Consider the following 16,481-nt stretch of genomic DNA (forward strand, 5'->3'; position numbering starts at 1 on the left):
ATCTACCTCCTGTTTGATGGCGCCCGTCAATGGCCGGTGTCCGGCCCCAAGGGAGAGAAAAATGCCTGAGATCACTGTCAGCATGGCCGAAGGCCGCACCGACGAACAAAAGGCCGGCATGATGCGCGACATCACCCAGGCACTGGTGAAGAATCTCGGCGTCGATGCCGACGCCGTCGTCATCCAGATCAATGAAGCCCCGCTCCGCCACAAGATGAAGGGCGGCAAGACGTTCGTGGAGCGCGCGGCGGCTGCGAAGAAGTAGCCGGCGCTGGTTCGGCAACCACAAAGGTCGTCCTGGCGAAAGCCAAGGACCCATTACCCCAAGCGGCAGTTGTCGCAGCAGGTCGTGGTTTAGACCGCGCATGACAATGTTGGGTCGGGGTAATGGGTCCTGGATCGGCGCTCCGCTTCGCTGCGCTTGTCCAGGACGACGGGGGGAGGCCCCATGGACGCACGCGACTTCATCAAGGTCGGCATGAGCGCCGAGCGCACGCTGGTGGTGCCGGTGGAGCGCACGGTCGGGCATTTCGTGCCCGGCATGCCGATGGTCTATGCGACGCCGATGATGATCCTGGAAATGGAGATGACGTCGGGCGATGCGATTCGTGCGGCGCTTCAGCCGGGCTGGGTCACCGTCGGCACCGAGGTCGATATCCGCCATCTTGCAGCAGCCCTCGTCGGTGCGACGGTGCGGACCACTGCGAAGGTTTTCGCGGTCGAGCGCCGCGTCATCCGCTTCGAGGTCGAGGCCTTCGAAGGCCCGCGAAAACTCGGCGAAGGGCGCCACGCGCGCGGGCTCGTCAATGTCGAGATGTTCAACAAGCGGCTAGCCGCAGGCTCGAAATCGTAGGGTGGGCAAAGGCGCGGAGCGCCGTGCCCACCATCTTTCCGCGATTGCATTCGAATGGGTGGGGCACGCTTCGCTTTGCCCACCCTACGGCACACTTTCTTACTTCGCCAATTCCTTCGACCGCTTCGTCGCCGCCGCGATGGCGCGGATCATCAGATCGCGCAGGCCGGGCTCGCCCATCAGCACGCCGAGTGCCGCGGCCGTGGTACCGCCGGGCGAGGTGACGTTCTGGCGCAGCGTGCCGGACGCAAGCTCCGACTGGTGGAGAAGTTCACCCGAGCCGGCGACGGTTTCGCGCGCGAGTTTTGTCGCGAGCGCCTCGGGCAATCCCGCCTCGACACCGGCGCGCGCGAGTTCCTCGGCCAGCAAAAACACATAGGCCGGACCCGAGCCGGACACCGCAGTGACCGCGTCCATCAGGCTCTCATCGTTGACCCATTCGACCGAGCCGGTGGCGCGTAGCAGCGCATCGGCCACCGCGCGTTGCTGTGCGCTGACATTGTTCGCGGCGACAGCCACCGTGATGCCGCGACCGATCGCGGCCGGCGTGTTCGGCATCGCGCGCACCACCGCGCCGCCGCAGACCTCCTCGAGCGAGGCGATCGTGGTTCCCGCCATGATCGACACCACCGCGGTCTTGTCGGAGACGAATGGCTTCAGCTTGGCGCCGGCCTCGCGGAACATTTGCGGCTTCACCGCGACGACGAGCGTCTCGACCTGGCCTGCCGTCGTCACATCAGGATTGAGCGCAATCCCCTTGGCGGCAAGTGCGGTGATCTCGGCCGAGATGTGCGGATCGATCACCGCGACGCGGCGCGGATCGAGCCCGCCCGAAAGCCATCCGGTCAGCATCGCGCCGCCCATCTTGCCGGCACCGGCGAGCAGGATGGTGCCGGTGATGTTCTCGAGAGTGTTGTTGCTCGTCATAGCCGTTGCCACAAACTCAGTGTCGTCCCGGCGAAGGCCGGGACCCATAACCACAACTGGTTTTAATGGATGGAGGTGTTGGCAACAAGCAGCGTGCCACAAGCGAAATCACGCGGTATGGGTCCCGGCCTTCGCCGGGACGACGGCGAGCAGGGAGCGACGCCTTCCTCACGCGCTGGAGAGCTGAGTGCGCTTACGCCTCGCCCACCGTGTCGAACATGGCCGCGTCCATGGCTTCCGTCGTGGACTTGCCTGCCCACACCACGAACTGGAACGCCGGGAAATAGCGTTCGCAGGCGTGGATGGCGCCTGCGAGCATGGCTTCGCACTGGCCGGTGGAGGCGATGAGCCCGCCCGGCAGCACCAGGGCCTGCCGGTGCATGATCATGCCGGTGGTGGTCCACAGGTCGAAGTGCCCGACCCACAATTGCTCGTTGACCGCGGCCACGAGCCGCTGGACCTCCGGTCGCCGCGCAACCGGGATCTTCATGTCAAACGCGCAGGCCAGATGCAGCGCCTCGATCTCGCCCATCCAGGTGAAGGAGATCTGGTAGTCGGTCCATTGTCCCTTGGAGACAATCGTGAGTTCGTCTTCGCCGGAGCGTTCGAACGGCCAGTTGTTGCTGGCAGCGATATCCTCGACCACCGCGAGCGGATGGTTTTTGGAATCGATGGTGCCTTCGAGCAGGGACATGCCGTCTCGACCTCTTGCCTTTTTGTTGTCTTTGATACGCACGCGGTTGGTCCGCCGCGCGCTCCCTTAAATCTTGCTAAGGCGATCCATTCGGATCAGCGCGGGCTTGTCGCGGATCAACTGATGTGATTTGCGGAATCTGCGCAACTGGCTGCCGAGTCCGTCCACAAGTCAGGACTCGTTCGTCCACAGCTCATCTCCGCCACAATTATTAACGCCGGTGAGGCCGAACCGGATGGAGAAGAACAAACCGGAATCGGATTCGCCAAAGGCCTGCCAATCGCTAATTCCGTCGCGTGCCCCCTGGACCGCCATGGCGGCATGGGACCATGCGGTTTTCCCATGCGGAACCCGCTTGCCGCGGCCCCGAACCGGCGTCATATTCCGGTCAGGCCGTTCATCCCGGGCGGCCGATGTTCTCAGGGCGGGGTGAAAGTCCCCACCGGCGGTAAGGGCCGTAAGGCCTAAGCCCGCGAGCGCCTTCCTCAAAGCCTTGCTGAGGGGAAGGGTCAGCAGATTCGGTGCAACTCCGAAGCCGACGGTTAAAGTCCGGATGAAAGAGAACGGTCGGTGGCAGACGCATCGCAGGATGCGGCTGTTTGTCGTTCCGTGTGCCCTGATTCTGGTCCTTAACTGAGGAAAGCCATGAATCAGATGTTGCAAGATCCCCAAGCCGAAACGTCCCAACCAACTCAAACGCCACCGCCGGTTCCGCAAGATCCGGTGCCCGACCATCCGCGCTTCGCGAAACCGCAGCGGGTGGCCTTCGTGCAGGCCTGCTGGCACCGCGACGTGGTCGAGGAGGCCCGCATCGCCTTCGCGAAGGAGGCAGAAGCGCGCCACCTCAATCATGTCGACGTGTTCGAGGTGCCGGGCTCGTTCGAGATCCCGCTGCATGCGCAGATCCTGGCCAAGACACGACGCTACACCGCGATCGTCGCGGCCGGCCTCGTCGTCGACGGCGGCATCTACCGCCATGAGTTCGTCGCCGATACCGTGATCAAGGCGTTGATGGACGTGCAGCTGCGCACCGAGGTGCCCGTGTTCTCCGCGGTGCTGACGCCGCAGCAATTCCACGAGACCGAGGTGCACTACGATTTCTTCCGCAAGCATTTTGCCATCAAGGGCGTCGAAGTGGCAGCCGCCTGCGCGGAGACACTGCTCGGGCTCGAACGCCTGCGCGGCCAGGTCGCCGCGGGAATCGTGTAACGCAGCGCAACGACCATCCCTCATCCCGAGGGGCGCGAAACGCGTCTCGAAGGATGAGGGCGATCGCCGCCGTCATCACCCCAGTGACACCCCCGCTTTGGCGCGGCTGATCCCAAGCGTCAGGATGCGCTGCAGGAGAGCCGGATATTTCAGTCCGTCATGTAGAGCGGCCGTGGCGAACTCCTGGCTCTTGGCGATCTCGGGATTGGGATTGGCTTCGATGAAATATGGCGTGCCGTCGGCAGTGAGACGAAAATCGATGCGCGCATAGCCGTCGAGGCCGAGCACCCGGTAGATGCGTTTCGCGGCCCGCTGGATCCTGGCGGTCACTTCCGGCGCCAGATCCTTCGCAGGCCCGTCGACGATGCCGACCTTCTCCTGATAGTCGGTGTCGTGCTTGGCCTTCTCCGTGGCGATATGCCGTGACGAGCGGCCACCCATGCTGCCGAATTTCAGCTCCCAGACCGGCAGAACGCGCAAGCGATTGTTGCCGAGCACGCCGACGTAAAGCTCTCGCCCCTCGATGAACTGCTCGGCGATGGCGGCGGATTCGACCCGCTCGTGGATGAAGGCAACCCGCTCGGCCAGCTTCTCGTCGGTGTCGACGATGGAGGCTTGCGAGATGCCGAACGAGCCATCCATGTTCAGGCTCTTGACGATCAGCGGCAGCGCAAGGCGTGTCGGGCGTTTCACCTTGCGGCGCATCGGGAAGACCGCAAAGGCCGGCGCAGCGATCCGGCGGTGATGCACCAGCGTCTTGGACAAATCCTTGCCGCGGGCCAGGGTCAGGCCGCGCGGATTGCACCCGGTATAAGGGACCTTCATCAGCTCGAGATAGCTCGCGATGTGCTGGTCGAAGGCGACGTTGTTGTGGAATTCCTCCAGCAGCGTGAACACCACGTGCGGCTTGAACTCCTCGATCGCCTCGCGCACCGGCTTGATTTCCTCCTGCGCGCCGAGTGGTCGAACCTCGTGGCCGGCTGCGCGCAAGGTACTCACGACGTCGTATTCGGTTTTCCACGCGTTGATCTCCTGCACGGTGTGTCCGTCGCTGGAGTCCGGCGGCACGAAGTCCGGATGCATGAGCACCAGAATGCGCAGACGTCTCATAGCGCGATCCATTTTCGTTGAGACGGGCCAAACATCGTGTGCATCGTCTTGGCGGTCACGAGGACGATGAAGTCGAGAACGAGCTTCTGTTCGGGGCCGACGGCACGCAGATCGAGCTCGCGGCAGCGAGAGATCATCTCGTCGAGCACGGCATCGAGTGTAAGCTGATTCTCGCCCGTCCATCGCGCCACCAGCTGCCTGATATGGGCGCGGTGCCGCCGGATCAGGGCCGAAGCCGGCTTCGAGCGGTGATGCCGTGGATCGGCTGAAAACAGCCGGGACAGATCGCGGTCGTAGGTCTTGGGGGGCGTGAAGGCGTAGAACGCCTGCTTCTTCTTGTAGTGCTCTTCGAGCGTCTGGCTCAGCCGACCCAGCGTATCGACACGCTCCCGCGTCGTGATCAGCGGTCGCTTGCCCGCGATCTCGCCCATCAGTTCGTCGACATATTCGAGCTTCTTCAGCGCCGGCCAGCCGGCGTATCGTGTCCGCCAGTTCGAACGGGGCCGCAGCCACACCGCAAAGGTCTCGGCGAAATCCTCGTCCGGATGGCTCTGCGCGTACCAGAGCCGCAGATGCTGGACATAGCGCCGGCTGGCCGGATTGGGCCGGTAATAGCGCGGATAATGTTTCGACGACGGGCCGAACAGTTGCTGCCAGCGCCGGCGGCGCTGCAACTGGTAGCCGTGCTGTATGGCGTGGCCCGCTTCGTGACGGAGGATGGCCATGCATTCACGCCAGGTTCCGCCCTCGACGTCGAACATCATCTTCTTCTCGAGCTTCATCAGGCGGGGATGAGCGAGATAGAACGGAATGGCGATGCCGGGAACGCCGCCCGGACTGAACCATTCGCTCGACATCCAGGTGTGCGGCCGCAGCCGGATGCCGCGCTCCTGGAGCTCCTCGTACAGCGCGCTGACGCAATCCTCGAGCCAGGTGCCTTCGACCGTAACCCTCAGGCTGGAGAGGCGTTGCTTGAGCAACTCATCATCCGACAGCTTCTCCCAGGCAAATTTCCGGCGTGGCATCGGGCATCCAGAGGGCAGAGATGACTCGGGATTCGGATGATGTCATGGGCGCTCGTTGGCAACAACCCGGGGGGCGGCGGCGCGTGAGGCCGTAGGGGGCAAAGCGACTTGTCCGCCGGAACTCGACGAGCGAAGGCGGAAGCGTGCTCACCGTCTTCATGGCCACAAAAAAGGTGGGCACGGCGCGTTGCGCCTTTGCCCACCCTACGATTTTCCGCAAGCGGCCAGAGGCGAAAACCTCAGTCAAACAGGCTCGACACCGACTCTTCCGCCGCGGTGCGCGCGATCGCGTCGGAGATCAGGCTGGCGATCGGCAGCGTGCGGATGTTCGGGGCCTTGCTCACCGCATCCGTCGGCAGGATCGAGTCGGTGATCACCAGCTCCTTCAGCCTGGAGTTCGTGATCCGGGCCGCCGCGCCGCCGGAGAGCACGCCGTGGGTGATGTAGGCGTAGACGTCCTTGGCGCCCTTGGCGATCAGCGCGTCAGCGGCGTTCACCAGCGTGCCGCCGGAATCCACGATGTCGTCGATCAGGATGCAGGTGTAGCCGGCGACGTCGCCGATGACGTTCATGACCTCGGATTCACCCGCCCTCTCGCGGCGCTTGTCGACGATCGCGAGCGGGGTGTTGATGCGCTTGGCGAGGCCGCGTGCGCGCGCCACGCCGCCGACGTCGGGCGAGATCACCATTGTCCTGGAGAGGTCGAACTTGTCCTTGATGTCGCGCACCATCAGCGGCGCTGCGTAGAGATTGTCGGTCGGGATGTCGAAGAAGCCCTGGATCTGGCCGGCATGCAGGTCGAGCGTCATGACGCGGTCGACGCCAGCCTGGGTGATCAAATTGGCGACGAGTTTTGCCGAGATCGGCGTGCGCGAACCCGACTTGCGGTCCTGCCGGGCGTAGCCGAAATAGGGCAACACCGCGGTGATGCGGCGCGCCGAGGAGCGGCGCAGTGCGTCGGTGATGATCAGCAATTCCATCAGATGGTCGTTCGCCGGAAACGAGGTCGACTGGATGACGAAGGCATCCGAGCCCCGCACGTTCTCCTGGATCTCGACGAAGATCTCCATGTCGGCGAAGCGCCGTACCACCGCCTTGGTCAGCGGCAGGTCGAGACCTTGCGCGATGGCCTGAGCGAGAGCCGGATTGGAGTTGCCGGCGACGAGCTTGATGGAGCCGTTCTTGGCCGACATGGACGCTTCCTCCCGCGCTTTGCTGGACACGATGTTCAACATCAAACAATACCCACTGGAAGCACGGTTACGACGGGCGAGGAAATATCAGGCCGGGGGCTGCAATGGCAACCCGGGGCACTACGTTTTCCCTGCGAAATCCCGAGTCCGGCCAACGGTTTGGCCGGAAAACGGGGCCGTGGTTTCGCGGGGGTTAGCGCTCGGCATAGCCCAGCGCCGAGGCCGGCATGTCGGCCAATGGAGCCTCCGGGATCACGCTCGCCACGGCCGGCCCGCGCAAGCCGGGCGCCGAGTTCGGCGCATCCGGTGTACCGTTGATCATGTTGGAAAGTCCGCTGAATCCGGCCTGGGCGATCTTCCGCAGCACGAGGTCGTCGGCAGCGCCCCAAGGATCCCGGCCGCCCTTGGCCGCGGTCGGTTCCTCGCCGGAAAGGCGCAGCGCCCGCTGCTGGTTGGCGTCGTAGACGTCCCAGACCCAGGCGATCACGGTCTTGCCACGAACGATCTGGGCGGAGAGGTAGCTGCGCACGCGGTAGGCAGCCGTCCCCTCGCGGGAGACCACGGACAGGCTGCGCAGCTTGGATTCGCTGTCGAGCACGCCGACCATGCGGTCGAACACTTGCGGCGGCGGCCCGTCGATCGATTCGAACGCGACTGTCGCCCCCGAGCCGGCGCTCGGCGCCATCGCATAGGAGTTCGCGGCGCCACCGCCACCGGCACAGCCGCCAAGCGCGGCCGTCAGCAGCATGACCGCGAGCACGCGCGAACCCGCGCGGCGCAAGATGAATGACGCGTCCCTCATTATGGAGGGCAGCGATATCGTTAAAACGCATTAACGTCTAGGGCGGGGGCGCCACAGGCCACTATCATCGCGCGCAGGCATCGCCCCGGAATGACACGGGGTTGCCTTTGTGTTCACGCTTCGAGCGCGATCGCGTGAACGTGGCGGCCGTAATCCGGCTCCTTGCGATGTACCGAGCGGCGGTAGCTGAAGAAGCGTTCGTCGGCGTAGGTGTCCAGACCGAGATCGTCGATCATCAGGATGCCCGCGGCTTCCAGACGCTTGCGGATGAAGCCGGCGAGGTCGAACATCGCGTGTCCCTCGCGCACCGACGGGATGAAGAACATGGCGTTGTCTCCATCCGCCTCGATGAAGCGCGCCACGAACTCGTTGCCGACTTCATAACTGTCCTGGCGGATCAGTGGGCCGATCGCGGCGATGATGCGGCTCCGCGAGGCGCCGAGTTTTTCCATCGCCGAAATGGTCTGCTCCAGCACGCCGGTGAGCGCACCCTTCCAGCCGGCATGCGCGCCGCCGATCACGCCCGCATTGGGATCGACGAACAGCACCGGTCCGCAATCGGCGGTGGAGACGCCGAGCGCGATGCCGGGCACCTTCGTCACCAGCGCATCGCCCTTCGGCCGCGGCCCGCTCGGCCACCGAGCTTCGGCCACGAGCACGTCGGGCGAATGGATCTGGTGCAGGCTGAGAAAGCGTTCGGGTGCGACGCCGACATGCTCGGCCATGCGGCGGCGGTTCTCCGCAACAAGGGCCTGGTCGTCATTGGAGCCGAGCCCGCCGTTCAGCGCGGAATAGATGCCGCCCGAGACGCCGCCCTCGCGGGTGAAGAAGGCGTGGCGCAGGCCGGGCACCGCGGACAGCAGCGAGGAGGCAAGCGTCATGAATCGTCTCCGGCGCGTTCGAGATCGCTGAGTCCCGCAAGGCCCGTCAGCCGCGGCTCGGAGATGCCGAGCACCTTGAACATCGAACCCATGCCGCTGCGCCCGGTTTCGGTCAGGCGCTTGAGCGCGATCGAAATGTCGGTGGCGACGTCAGGCGCCGCCTTCTGCATCAAGGCGGCTGCACGGGTCTCGATGCCGACGCGTTTGAGGAAATCGCCCTGCGTCACCGGCCCGTGCACGCGGGCGCCGACGTCCTCCGCCCCGCGCGCGAGCGCCTGGAAGTCGACATGGGCTGTGACGTCGGCCTGGCCCGGCGCCTTCAGGGGATCGGTGAAGGTGTGGCGCGCGATCGCCTGGAAGGTGTCGCCGGCATCGCTGCGCAGATGACCGTAATCGATGATCAGCGCCGCGCCGTCCTGGTCGCGCACGCGGCTGGCGAGCTTCATGATCTCGGCATCGGGCCGCCATTCGAACACGGCCCCGACGGGCGCGGCGCGCACCAGAGGCGGCAGCAACACCTCGAAGCGCGGCGTCGGCTCGGCCGCCGCGCCGAATTGAAGTTTTCCGTTGGCGTCGACCTCGATCACGCGCTCGTGCCAGCCGTTCTCGTGTCGGACCATCTGGTGGATCGGCAGCACGTCGAAATATTCGTTGGCGAGGATGATGCTCGGTCCCTCGGGCACGTCGTCGATGCTGTCGTGCCAGGCGATGTTGCGCACGCCCGACAGCGTCGCACTCTGCCGCTCGCGGAGGACGGGATTGACCTCGACCATGTGGATGTGGAGCGCCTGGTAGAGCGGCGGCAGCACGCGGAGCGCGCGCAGGGCGTCGGCCATCATGGTGCCGCGGCCGGGGCCGAGCTCGATCAGCCGCAGGAATTGCGGCGAGCCCATCTGCTTCCACACCGAGGCGGTCCACAGGCCCAAGAGCTCGCCGAACATCTGGCTGACCTCCGGCGCAGTGGTGAAGTCGCCTTCTCGTCCCAACGGATCGCGCGAGACGTAGTAGCCATAGCGCGGATGCATCAGGCACAGTTCCATGTACCGCCAGACCGGCATGGGGCCCGAGGATTTGATCAGCGCCTTGATCTCGTCGAGTAACGGCTGGTCGGTCACGGCCTATCTTCTCAAAAGGAATTAACGAATAGCCCCTACGGGCTCGGGCGCACCGCGCCTCACTGCCAATACAATAAGTATGAGGCCTACAATAAGCATCGGGATCGACAACAGCATGCCCATGGTTAATCCGCCCCAGAGGAAGCCGAGCTGGACGTCCGGTTCGCGGAAATGCTCGCCGGCGATCCGGCTCAAACCATAGATCAGGATGAAGGCGCCGAGGATCATGCCCGGCCGTTTCAGGGCGCCGAAGCGGATCATGATCGCGAGGGCGGCAAACAGCAAAATGCCCTCCATGCCGGCCTCGTAGAGCTGGCTCGGATGGCGTGGCAGCTGGGTGGGATCATTGGGGAAGATCATCGCCCAGGGCAGCTCCGGGTCGGCGGCGCGGCCCCACAATTCGCCGTTGATGAAATTGGCGATGCGGCCGAGCAGCAGCCCGACCGGAGCGACGGCGGTGGTGATGTCGCCGAGCGACAGGATCGAGATGCGGTTGCGATAGGCGAACCACATCACCGCGACGACGCAGCCGAGGAAGCCGCCGTGGAAGGACATGCCGCCTTCCCACAGCCTGAAAATCGCGGCGGGATGGTCGATGAAGAAGGGCAGGTTGTAGAACAGCACATAACCGGTGCGGCCGCCGAGGATGATGCCGAGCGTGACCCACAGAATGAAGTCGTCGATCTGCACCAGCGACATCGGCGCCGGGCCGCCCCACAGCCGCTCCCTTTTCAGGAGCGAGCGCGCATAGAGCCAGCCGAACACGATGCCGCAGATATAGGCCAGGGCATACCAGCGGATCGCGAACGGGCCGATCTCGATCGCGATCGGCTTGAAGGCGGGAAAGTCGATGAGCAGAAGTTGCATCGCGCCTTCTATGTCTGGACGAGATTGCGGCGATAGAGCGCCAGCAGACGCTCCCAATGCCGCTCGGCGGCGTCGCGGTGATAGGCCGGACGCTTGGGGAAGGCGAAGCCGTGATGGGTGCCGGGATAGATCTCGACTTCGGCTTTGGCGCCGCTCATGCCCTGCTTCACCTTCTCGATGATCTCGGCGGGCGCGTAGATGTCGGTCTCGGCGCAGGCGAAGTAGAGTTCGGCCTTGGTCTTGGCTGCCGCCAGATGCGGGCTGTCGTCCTGGTCGGTTGCGAGCTGGGTGCCGTAGACCGAAGCGGCGGCCTTGACGCGATCGGGAAAATGCGTGGCGGCGTTGACGGCGTAGCGGCCGCTCATGCAGTAGCCGACTGTACCGATCAGTTTGGTGTTCGCGGCCGCCTGGCCCTCGGCATAGGTGAGCAACGCCCGCGTGTCGTCCATGATCATGGGGATCGTGAGCGATCCCATCAGCGCGAACATGCGCTTGCGTTCCGGGGCGTTCGGATCGGCCGGCAGCGCGCCGAGCTCCATCACGCCGGAGCGGTAATAGAGGTTCGGCAGCATCACGTAATAGCCCGATGTTGCGAGCCGGCGCGCCATGTCGCGCAGCTCTTCGCGGATCGCCGGCGCGTCCATGTAGAACAGGATGACCGGAAACGGCCCGCCGCGTTCGGGATGGCTGATGAAGGTTGCGGTGTGACCGTCCTTGGTGGGGATCGCGATCTGCTGATCGATCATCTCGAGCGCCTTTTGTGATTCTTCTTATGCAGGGACGTTGAATACGATTGCAAGGAAACCGGGGCATGACAAGGATACCGCCGATCGGCCCTTGAACCCGCCCAATCGGATTGCCATTGTCTCCCCGCGCGTTCGCGCAGAGTTCATCGAAAGCCGCCAGGAGACCGACATGACCCAGACCAACAACCGGTTTTTCGACGAGATCGGCCGCCTGATGAACGATGCCGCCGGCGCCGCGCAGGGCGTCAAGCGCGAGTTCGACACGGTGATGCGCACCCAAGCCGAAAAATTCCTGCGCGACATGGACCTGGTCAAGCGCGAGGAGTTTGAGGCGGTCAAGGATATGGCGCGCCTGGCGCGCGAGGAGAACGAGGCCCTGAAGGCGCGCATCGCGGCGCTGGAGGCCAAGCTCGGCGGGTAACTCCGCCGGCTCCTTCCGGGCGATCCGGTTCCTTCCGGCCGCCCATTCTCCTTGTTATTTCCGCGTCTTCCGGGTAAAAGCCCGCCACGTCCGCAGCCCCCGCACCCCTGGAGGCTTGCTGCGGCGTATGCCATGGGCCGCGTTGCGGCCCATTAACTTTTGCAAAAACAAGGACTTAACGTTATGGCGACCGTCAAGGAATTGAAGGCGACCGCACGTCCGAAGAGCGGCAAGGGGGCCGCCCGGGCTGAGCGTCGCGCCGGGAGAGTGCCCGGAGTGATCTACGGCAACAACCAGCCCCCGCTGACCATCTCGGTGGACGATCGCGAACTGCGCTCGCGCATCCTCGCCGGCCGGTTCCTGACCACGCTGGTCGACATCGACCTCGAAGGCAACAAGCACCGCGTGATTCCGCGCGACTACCACCTCGATCCGGTCAAGGACTTCCCGATCCACGTCGACTTCATGCGGCTCGGCGAAGGCGCCACCATCCGCATCAGCGTTCCCTTGCACGTGGTGAAGGCCGAAGGTTCGCCCGGCGTGAAGCGCGGCGGCGCCGTGAACATCGTTGCGCATGCGATCGAGCTCGAGTGCGGCGTGGAGAACATCCCGCAGTTCATCGAGGCCGACGTGGGTTCGCTCGAAATCGGCCACTCGCTGCATCTCTCCGACATCAAGCTGCCGGCCGGCGTGAAGGCGCTGACCTCCGAGGACGCGACCCTCGTCACCATCGTGCCGCCGTCCGGCTACGCCGAAGAGCTGAAGGCTGCTGCTGCTGCTCCTGCCGCGGGTGCTGCTGCTCCGGCGGCTGGTGCTGCTCCGGCTGCGGGTGCTGCTGCTCCGGCAGCGGCTGCCAAGGCCCCGGCTGCCAAGGCTCCCGCCGGCGGCGACAAGAAGAAGTAATCTCTCAAAGCTGGCGCGCGGTCCCTGATCGCGCGCCGAGCGAGGGGCGCGCCGCGTCATGCGACTGTTTGTTGGGCTCGGCAATCCCGGCCCGAAATTCGCACGTAACCGGCACAATGTCGGCTTCATGGCCGTCGACGAGATCGCGCGGCGTCATGGTTTCGCACCCTGGCGCCGCAGGTTTCAGGGCGAGACCTCGGAAGGCACGCTCGGCACCGAGCGCGTGATCCTGCTCAAGCCGATGACCTACATGAATGATTCCGGCCGCAGCGTTCAGGAAGCGGCAAGCTTCTTCAAGATCGCGCCGGGCGACGTCACCGTATTCCATGACGAACTCGAACTGCCGCCGGGCAAGGTGCGGGTGAAGATCGGCGGCGGCATCGCCGGCCACAACGGCCTGCGCTCGATCTCCGCCCATATCGGCAACGAGTACCGCCGGGTGCGGCTCGGCATCGGTCATCCCGGCGTCAAGGAATTGGTGCACGGCCATGTGCTGTCGGACTTCGCCAAAGCGGACAACGACTGGGTGGCGACGCTCTGCGACGCGGTGGCCGAGCACGCGGCATTGGTTGCCAAAGGCACGGACGCGACCTTCGCCAACAGGGTGCACCTCGCCATGCAGGCGAAGGGATTTTTGACCAAGGACGACAACGGCAAGGAATAACGCTCGTGGGATTTAAATGCGGGATCGTCGGGTTGCCCAATGTCGGCAAGTCGACCTTGTTCAACGCGCTGACCGAGACGGCCGCGGCGCAGGCGGCGAACTATCCGTTCTGCACGATCGAGCCGAATGTCGGCGAGGTCGCGGTGCCGGATCCGCGGCTCGATAAGCTCGCAGCGATCGCCAAGTCGGGCCAGATCATCCCGACCCGGCTGACCTTCGTTGACATCGCCGGCCTCGTGCGCGGCGCGTCCAAGGGTGAAGGCCTCGGCAACCAGTTCCTCGCCAACATCCGTGAGGTCGACGCCATCGCGCATGTCGTGCGCTGCTTCGAGGACTCCGACATTACCCATGTCGAAGGCAAGATCGCCCCGCTCGCCGATATCGAGACCATCGAGACCGAGCTGATGCTCGCCGATCTCGACAGCCTCGAGAAGCGCGTCGACAATTTGTCCAAGAAGGCCAAGGGCAACGACAAGGACGCCAAGGAGCAGCTCGACCTCGTCAATCGCACGCTGGTGCTGCTGCGCGAAGGCAAGCCCGCGCGCCTCGTCGAGCGCAAGGCGGAGGAGGAGCGCGCCTTCGGGATGCTCGGCCTGCTGTCGTCCAAGCCCGTGCTCTACGTCTGCAACGTCGAGGAAGGCTCGGCCGCATCAGGCAATTCGTTCTCGAAGGCGGTGCAGGACCAGGCTGCCAAGGAAGGCGCCATTGCGGTCGTCATCTCGGCAAAAATCGAATCCGAGATCGCCACCATTTCGCGCGACGAACGCGCCGACTTCCTGGAGACGCTGGGTCTCGAAGAGGCCGGCCTCGATCGCCTGATCCGCGCCGGCTACACGCTGCTCGACCTCATCACCTATTTCACGGTGGGCCCGAAGGAAGCGCGCGCCTGGACCATCTATCGCGGCACCAAGGCGCCGGGCGCGGCCGGCGTGATCCACACCGACTTCGAGAAGGGTTTTATCCGCGCCGAGACCATCGCGTATGAGGACTACGTCGCGCTGAACGGCGAAGCCGGCGCCCGCGATGCCGGCAAGCTCCGCCTCGAAGGCAAGGAATACGTCGTCGCCGACGGCGACGTGATGCATTTCAGGTTCAACACGTAAGACGCTGGAGTTCGTGCCCCGGAAGCGCCCTACCGCACCCCGCCGCCTTGATCCCTGATCGCGCCAAGATGCTCGTTGATGCGGAAGATGATCAGGATCAGCTCGGCGAGAATGCGCGAGAACACGATTCCGACGACGACGCTCGCGATCGACGACAGCAGCATCAGGAAGCCGCCGAACGGGCTGATCGCCATCATTGCGAGGCCGGAGAAGATGCCGGAGAGGCCGAACAGGCAGATCAGCGCGATCACCAGCCAGTAGAAGGTCTTGATGATCGTCGGCGTGATAAAGCGGTCCCATTGAAACAGGTCGCTGAATGAAAACATTGCTCTCCCCAGGGCAATTCAGGTGTTGTCGGGCCTTGCAAATGGATCGTGGCCCCTGCTCGATCCGACTCAAGACCGACGCCGGCGCGCCGAATGTAGCACGAGCCATGCGGGCCGGCGGGTTGAGATTGCCGCAAAGTGCGGCCACAATCTGTCGTTCCCTCAAACCTTTCCCAAGATGACCCTGACCTTCGAAGATTTCCCGCCCGGCCGGTTCGGAACATTCGGCCCGCGCCATGTCACGCGCGACGAGATCGTGGCCTTTGCCGCCGAGTTCGATCCGCAGCCGATGCACCTCGACGAGGACGCCGCCAGCAAAAGCATGCTGCGCGGCCTGTCCGGCTCGGGCTGGCATCTCTGTTCGCTGATGATGCGGATGATGGCCGACGGTTTCATCACCCGCGCCGCTTCGCTGGGATCTCCCGGCGTCGACGAAGTGCGGTGGCTGTCGCCGCTCAGACCCGGCGACGATCTCATGCTCGAAGTCGACGTCGTGGAGGCCCGCACCTCGAAGAGCCGCCCGGAGCTCGGCATCGTCAAATTCAAATGCACCGTGCGCAACGCCGGGGGTGATGCGCTGTGCGAGATGACGTCGCCGATCCTGATCAAGCGGCGCGAAGGGGCGGTCTGATGCCGTTTTTCGAGGAGATCGAGATTGGGCATCGCCGTGAGATCGGCGCCTATACGTTCACGGCCGAGTCGATCAAGACATTCGCCGCAAAGTTCGATCCGCAGCGTTTTCACCTCGACGAGGAGGAGGGCAAGAACTCCTTGTTTGGCGGGCTCGCGGCCTCGGGCTGGCACGTCGGGTCGGCCTGCATGAGCCTGCTTGTCGCCGACGGCCAGCGCCTGGCGCGGGAAGCCGCTTCGCGCGGCGAGGAGGTCGCGGTGTGGGGCCCGTCGCCGGGCTTTCGCGACCTGCGCTGGATCAGGCCGGTGCTCGCCGGCGACATCGTCACCTACGTCAACGTCGTCATCGACAAGCGCAGCTCCGCCTCGCGACCCGGTTGGGGCATCCTGACCGCGCGCACCACCGGCACCAACCAGCGCGGCGAGGACGTCTACGCCATCACCGCAACCGCCTTCGTGCCGATGCGTGTGAACGGCGGTTAGATTCGTTCCAGGATGAACGGCGAAAACAGCGCGCGAGTGTTGCCCCCGCGCTATGGACGCGATTCCGGGTGGCTGCCATAAGCCTGCGCAACATGGTTTTCCCGCGAAGCAATGCGCGGAACCATCGAGTTGCTAACCAATTATGAACCTGTCGCTGTCTATTTGAACGAACTGGGCAGAGTACAGGGGACGAGGACCATGGCAGACCGCGGCGCACTCAAGCTGGTCGGATTCATCTTTGCTACCGCGACGCTGGCCGTGATGCTGGTGGCCGGCATGGTGGTGAAGGGCTATGCCGACGGCGCCTACACCCTGGAAGCTTCGACCGTGGAAGCCGCCCGGTAAGATTTCGTTAACTCCGCGGCCTCCGCCCTCAGCGGCTATAGACGAACGCCAATGTCGCGATCGCAACCGCCAGCAAACCGACAAAACGCAGCATGATCGTGCCGAACTGGTTCGGCGCGGGCCGCAGCGGTATCGGGTCGGTGGTGTCGGGCCGAATGCTTTCCATGAAAAGTCCCCAGGCCCG

At 64.5% G+C, this 16,481-nt stretch carries 22 protein-coding genes and 1 riboswitch; of the genes, 10 read left to right on the forward strand and 12 right to left on the reverse strand.

Features of this window, described 5'->3' with window-relative positions; translation table 11 throughout:
* Nucleotides 1-16 precede the first annotated feature (16 nt).
* Both IVA93_RS05175 and IVA93_RS05180 read left to right on the forward strand, forming a co-directional pair.
* Nucleotides 17-265, forward strand: a complete 249-nt coding sequence (locus tag IVA93_RS05175; RefSeq protein WP_083926322.1) for a tautomerase family protein — start codon at nt 17-19, stop codon at nt 263-265.
* 183 nt (nt 266-448) lie between these two features.
* Complete coding sequence (locus IVA93_RS05180; RefSeq protein ID WP_018453507.1) at nt 449-853, forward strand: thioesterase family protein; 405 nt, start codon at nt 449-451, stop codon at nt 851-853.
* Between the two features lie 99 nt (nt 854-952).
* Here IVA93_RS05180 and proC read toward each other — a convergent pair whose 3' ends face one another.
* Nucleotides 953-1,780 (reverse strand): pyrroline-5-carboxylate reductase, encoded by an 828-nt coding sequence (proC, locus tag IVA93_RS05185; protein ID WP_018453508.1) that lies wholly within the window; start codon nt 1,778-1,780, stop codon nt 953-955.
* A gap of 193 nt (nt 1,781-1,973) precedes the next feature.
* Nucleotides 1,974-2,474, reverse strand: coding sequence for a type III secretion system chaperone family protein (locus tag IVA93_RS05190; protein WP_018453509.1), 501 nt, complete (start codon nt 2,472-2,474; stop codon nt 1,974-1,976).
* A gap of 411 nt (nt 2,475-2,885) precedes the next feature.
* A riboswitch (FMN riboswitch) is annotated at nt 2,886-3,043 on the forward strand.
* Between the two features lie 76 nt (nt 3,044-3,119).
* Between IVA93_RS05190 and IVA93_RS05195 the strand changes: the two genes are divergently transcribed.
* Nucleotides 3,120-3,683, forward strand: a complete 564-nt coding sequence (locus tag IVA93_RS05195) for a 6,7-dimethyl-8-ribityllumazine synthase (RefSeq protein WP_026232546.1) — start codon at nt 3,120-3,122, stop codon at nt 3,681-3,683.
* Nucleotides 3,684-3,758: 75 nt separating this feature from the next.
* Here the strand turns inward: IVA93_RS05195 and IVA93_RS05200 are convergent, their stop codons facing one another.
* The 8 genes from IVA93_RS05200 to IVA93_RS05235 form a co-directional block, all read right to left on the reverse strand.
* Nucleotides 3,759-4,793, reverse strand: a complete 1,035-nt coding sequence (locus IVA93_RS05200; protein WP_018453512.1) for a D-alanine--D-alanine ligase family protein — start codon at nt 4,791-4,793, stop codon at nt 3,759-3,761.
* A complete protein-coding gene (locus IVA93_RS05205) occupies nt 4,790-5,818 on the reverse strand; it encodes a putative zinc-binding metallopeptidase (protein ID WP_018453513.1) in 1,029 nt (342 codons plus the stop codon). Before IVA93_RS05205 ends, IVA93_RS05200 begins: the two co-directional genes overlap by 4 nt.
* Nucleotides 5,819-6,057: 239 nt before the next feature.
* The gene (locus IVA93_RS05210) at nt 6,058-7,011 is read right to left on the reverse strand and encodes a ribose-phosphate pyrophosphokinase (protein ID WP_007614838.1); all 954 of its coding nucleotides are present in this window, start codon (nt 7,009-7,011) and stop codon (nt 6,058-6,060) included.
* A 193-nt stretch (nt 7,012-7,204) separates the two neighbouring features.
* Nucleotides 7,205-7,813, reverse strand: a complete 609-nt coding sequence (locus tag IVA93_RS05215) for a hypothetical protein (protein WP_018453515.1) — start codon at nt 7,811-7,813, stop codon at nt 7,205-7,207.
* Between the two features lie 113 nt (nt 7,814-7,926).
* Nucleotides 7,927-8,694 (reverse strand): peptidoglycan editing factor PgeF, encoded by a 768-nt coding sequence (pgeF, locus tag IVA93_RS05220; RefSeq protein WP_018453516.1) that lies wholly within the window; start codon nt 8,692-8,694, stop codon nt 7,927-7,929.
* The gene (locus IVA93_RS05225; protein ID WP_018453517.1) at nt 8,691-9,809 is read right to left on the reverse strand and encodes a class I SAM-dependent methyltransferase; all 1,119 of its coding nucleotides are present in this window, start codon (nt 9,807-9,809) and stop codon (nt 8,691-8,693) included. Before IVA93_RS05225 ends, pgeF begins: the two co-directional genes overlap by 4 nt.
* Before the next feature lie 21 nt (nt 9,810-9,830).
* Nucleotides 9,831-10,676 carry a prolipoprotein diacylglyceryl transferase gene (gene lgt, locus IVA93_RS05230; protein WP_018453518.1) on the reverse strand — a complete coding sequence of 282 codons (846 nt, stop codon included), beginning with the start codon at nt 10,674-10,676 and terminating at the stop codon, nt 9,831-9,833.
* Between the two features lie 8 nt (nt 10,677-10,684).
* On the reverse strand, nt 10,685-11,422 hold the full coding sequence (locus tag IVA93_RS05235; RefSeq protein WP_018453519.1) for a dienelactone hydrolase family protein: 738 nt from the start codon (nt 11,420-11,422) through the stop codon (nt 10,685-10,687).
* A gap of 169 nt (nt 11,423-11,591) precedes the next feature.
* Here IVA93_RS05235 and IVA93_RS05240 point away from each other — a divergent pair, with 169 nt between their 5' ends.
* The 4 genes from IVA93_RS05240 to ychF all read left to right on the forward strand — a co-directional run bounded on the left by IVA93_RS05240 (nt 11,592) and on the right by ychF (nt 14,513).
* Nucleotides 11,592-11,843 carry an accessory factor UbiK family protein gene (locus tag IVA93_RS05240; RefSeq protein WP_007596812.1) on the forward strand — a complete coding sequence of 84 codons (252 nt, stop codon included), beginning with the start codon at nt 11,592-11,594 and terminating at the stop codon, nt 11,841-11,843.
* Between the two features lie 183 nt (nt 11,844-12,026).
* On the forward strand, nt 12,027-12,746 hold the full coding sequence (locus IVA93_RS05245) for a 50S ribosomal protein L25/general stress protein Ctc (protein WP_018453521.1): 720 nt from the start codon (nt 12,027-12,029) through the stop codon (nt 12,744-12,746).
* Nucleotides 12,747-12,804: 58 nt separating this feature from the next.
* Nucleotides 12,805-13,410 carry an aminoacyl-tRNA hydrolase gene (pth, locus tag IVA93_RS05250; protein ID WP_018453522.1) on the forward strand — a complete coding sequence of 202 codons (606 nt, stop codon included), beginning with the start codon at nt 12,805-12,807 and terminating at the stop codon, nt 13,408-13,410.
* A 5-nt stretch (nt 13,411-13,415) separates the two neighbouring features.
* Entirely contained in the window at nt 13,416-14,513 is a 1,098-nt protein-coding gene (ychF, locus tag IVA93_RS05255) for a redox-regulated ATPase YchF (protein ID WP_026232547.1), read from the forward strand.
* Between the two features lie 29 nt (nt 14,514-14,542).
* On the opposite strand, the gene IVA93_RS05260 is transcribed toward ychF, so the two are convergent.
* Nucleotides 14,543-14,839, reverse strand: coding sequence for a DUF4282 domain-containing protein (locus IVA93_RS05260; RefSeq protein ID WP_018453524.1), 297 nt, complete (start codon nt 14,837-14,839; stop codon nt 14,543-14,545).
* A gap of 178 nt (nt 14,840-15,017) precedes the next feature.
* Between IVA93_RS05260 and IVA93_RS05265 the strand changes: the two genes are divergently transcribed.
* The 3 genes from IVA93_RS05265 (at nt 15,018) to IVA93_RS05275 (ending at nt 16,297) form a co-directional block, all read left to right on the forward strand.
* Nucleotides 15,018-15,470 (forward strand): MaoC family dehydratase, encoded by a 453-nt coding sequence (locus IVA93_RS05265; protein ID WP_018453525.1) that lies wholly within the window; start codon nt 15,018-15,020, stop codon nt 15,468-15,470.
* Nucleotides 15,470-15,952 (forward strand): MaoC family dehydratase, encoded by a 483-nt coding sequence (locus tag IVA93_RS05270; protein ID WP_018453526.1) that lies wholly within the window; start codon nt 15,470-15,472, stop codon nt 15,950-15,952. Before IVA93_RS05265 ends, IVA93_RS05270 begins: the two co-directional genes overlap by 1 nt.
* Before the next feature lie 198 nt (nt 15,953-16,150).
* The gene (locus tag IVA93_RS05275; RefSeq protein ID WP_007596790.1) at nt 16,151-16,297 is read left to right on the forward strand and encodes a hypothetical protein; all 147 of its coding nucleotides are present in this window, start codon (nt 16,151-16,153) and stop codon (nt 16,295-16,297) included.
* 28 nt (nt 16,298-16,325) lie between these two features.
* On the opposite strand, the gene IVA93_RS05280 is transcribed toward IVA93_RS05275, so the two are convergent.
* The gene (locus tag IVA93_RS05280; protein WP_018453527.1) at nt 16,326-16,463 is read right to left on the reverse strand and encodes a hypothetical protein; all 138 of its coding nucleotides are present in this window, start codon (nt 16,461-16,463) and stop codon (nt 16,326-16,328) included.
* Nucleotides 16,464-16,481 lie beyond the last annotated feature (18 nt).

The organism is Bradyrhizobium sp. 155, assembly GCF_023101105.1.
GTDB lineage: Bacteria > Pseudomonadota > Alphaproteobacteria > Rhizobiales > Xanthobacteraceae > Bradyrhizobium > Bradyrhizobium canariense_D.